Below are 2,490 nucleotides of genomic sequence, written 5' to 3'. Positions count from 1 at the left end.
TATGTGGAAGGAGGCGCAGAGATCGGCGACATCGCGGTCGGAGAGCGGCGCGATCCGCTCGGCCACGAGCCGCACCGCCGTCTTCAGTCCCGAGAGCGAGAAATCCGGATTGGGCCGGCCCTGCATGGGGCGGGGAAAATCGAAGCGCTCGGGATCGCCCTTGGCTGCCTCGCGCTCGACCGAGGGGCCGCCCGGATAGGGCAGGCCGAGCATCTTGGCGATCTTGTCGAAGGCCTCGCCGACGGCGTCGTCGATGGTGCCGCCGAGCTTGAGGTAGTCGCCGACGCCGCGCACGGCCAAGAGCTGCGTATGACCGCCCGAGACCAGGAGCAGCAGATAGGGAAAGGCGAGATTGTCGGTCAGCCGCGCCGTCAGCGCATGGCCCTCGAGGTGATTGACGCCGAGGAAAGGCAAGGCCATCGCCATGGCAATGGCCTTGGCGGTCATCAGCCCGACCATCAGGCCGCCGATCAGGCCCGGCCCGGAGGTGACGGCGATGAAGGGCTTGCCCGTGACCAGCGCGATCGCCTTGGCCGTGGTCAGGCCGACCATGACGCCGCCGACGAGGCCGGGGCCGGCGGCCGCCGCGACCGCGTCGATCTCGCCGGGCTCCAGCCCCGCCGTCTCGAAGGCGCGGGAAACGATCCGGTCGATCGCCTCGACATGGGCGCGCGCGGCGATCTCGGGGACGACCCCGCCATAGGCGGCGTGGGCGGCAATCTGGCTGAGCACCTCATTGGAGAGGATCCTGACCTCGCCGGAGCGCTCGACCGAGACGATCGCAGCCGCGGTCTCGTCACAAGTCGTCTCTATGCCCAAAACACGCATGATCGGTCGATGAGGTCTCGGCAGGAGGATGAATCGGGGGCGAGGTTCGGCGGCAACACGCCGGTCGCTTCCTCCTATAGTCCGCCGGTGCCGCGAAGGCCAAGGGGCGGGGCAGCGAGTGGGACGATGAGGATGGCGGCGCGGGAACCCGGCAGCCCTTCGCGCACTTGGAACCGCTGACGACTTGCGCGGGACGGAGCCGCGCGGAATGGATGAGGCCGGTGGCAACAGTCGCGGAGCGGACCGCGCGGGTCATCGTCCTGCGGGGGGAGAAGGACATCGCATGCGCATTTTCGTGTTTCGCCCTCCGGCCGAGGCGGCGCGCACCGCCGCCGCCTTGAGCGATCACCGTCATGAGCCGGTGCTCGCCCCCCTCTTCACCGTGTCGCGCACGGGCGAGCCGGCGCCGGAGGGCCCTTTCGACGCCCTCGTCCTGACCAGCGGCAATGCCGTCCCAGCGCTCGCCGAGCTGCCTGCGGCGGCCCGCGACATACCCGTTTTCAGCGTCGGCGCCCGCACGGCGAGCAAGGTCCGCGAGACCGGCCACGCGGACTCACGCAGCGCCGATGGCAACCGCGACGATCTGATCCGGCTGATCGGGGAGGCGCTTCCAGCGGCGGCGCGCCTGCTGCTGATCGTCGGCCGCGACCGGCATGACGATGTCGGGGACAGGCTGGTGCAGGCGGGGTTCTCCGTGGCGGTCTGGACCGCCTATGCGGCCGAGGCCGTCGCCATCCTGCCTGAACAGGCGCGCGAAGCCCTCGAACAGGGCACGGTCGAGGGTGCGCTGCATTATTCGGCGAGGGGCGTGCGCACCTGCCTCGAACTGGCCCGTGCGGCCGGCGTGCTCGAGCCGCTGCTCGACCTCACCCATGTCGCGCTCTCGGCGGACGTCGCCGCGCCGCTGATCACGGCCGGTGCCAGCACCGTGCTCGTGGCCGAGCATCCCGAGGAGGCGGCTCTGCTGGCGGCGCTGGACCAAGTGTCCGCTCGCAATCGCCGCGGCGAGGATGCTACACAAGGCGATGTTGCGCCGTCGGGCGTCGAGACGGACAAGGACGCGATGAAAGATTCCGTTACGCCGGACGGCAAGGCTGCCGGCCCCTCGGACCAGAAGCCGGAGAGCGCCGGCACGCGAAAAGGCAAGGGCGGGCGCTCCGGCCGGACCCCGCCGACGATCGAGGCGACGGCAACGGAGGTGACGCCGACGGCGCCGGAGTCGGCTGCGCCGGTCGAGACGAGCCAACCCGTCGAGGCGAGGCCGGTTGCGGTCGATCACGCCCCACAGGCCAGTGAGCCCGGCAGCGACGTGCCGCCCGAGGCTGTCCTCCCCACCGAGGCGCTGCCGCGCGAATATCCGGGTGCCACCAACGCCGAACCGGCCGCCGCGGCGGAGGCCCTGCGCCAGAAGCCGGAACCTGCCGTCGTTGCGGCCGCTGCGCCCGCGGCCGCTCCTTCGCGGTTGCCGTCGCTGCTGCTGGCGGGGCTTGTCGGCGGGGCCGTCGGGGCGGGGCTGGTGATGCTGGTCATGTCGCGCACGACGCCTGCGGTGTCGCCAGAGCAGATCGCACAGCTGCAGGGCCGCCTCGACACGTTGCAGAGCGCCGCCGCCGAACTGGACAGGAAAGCCGCCGCCGCCTCCGACGCCGCCGCCAAGGCCGG

2 protein-coding genes are annotated in these 2,490 nt (G+C 71.4%); one reads left to right on the top strand and one right to left on the bottom strand.

The window, feature by feature from the left end; translation table 11 throughout:
• The coding region (locus Q8M82_RS03435) for a tRNA (adenosine(37)-N6)-threonylcarbamoyltransferase complex transferase subunit TsaD (protein ID WP_305689983.1) at nucleotides 1-828 on the bottom strand (828 nt) is incomplete at its 3' end.
• 283 nt (nucleotides 829-1,111) lie between these two features.
• Between Q8M82_RS03435 and Q8M82_RS03430 the strand changes: the two genes are divergently transcribed.
• Nucleotides 1,112-2,490 (top strand): uroporphyrinogen-III synthase (locus Q8M82_RS03430; RefSeq protein WP_305689982.1); only part of this gene is annotated, 1,379 nt, incomplete at its 3' end.

Source organism: Allobosea sp. (genome assembly GCF_030694325.1).
GTDB lineage: Bacteria > Pseudomonadota > Alphaproteobacteria > Rhizobiales > Beijerinckiaceae > Allobosea.
This window is presented reverse-complemented; position numbering and strand designations above follow the sequence as displayed.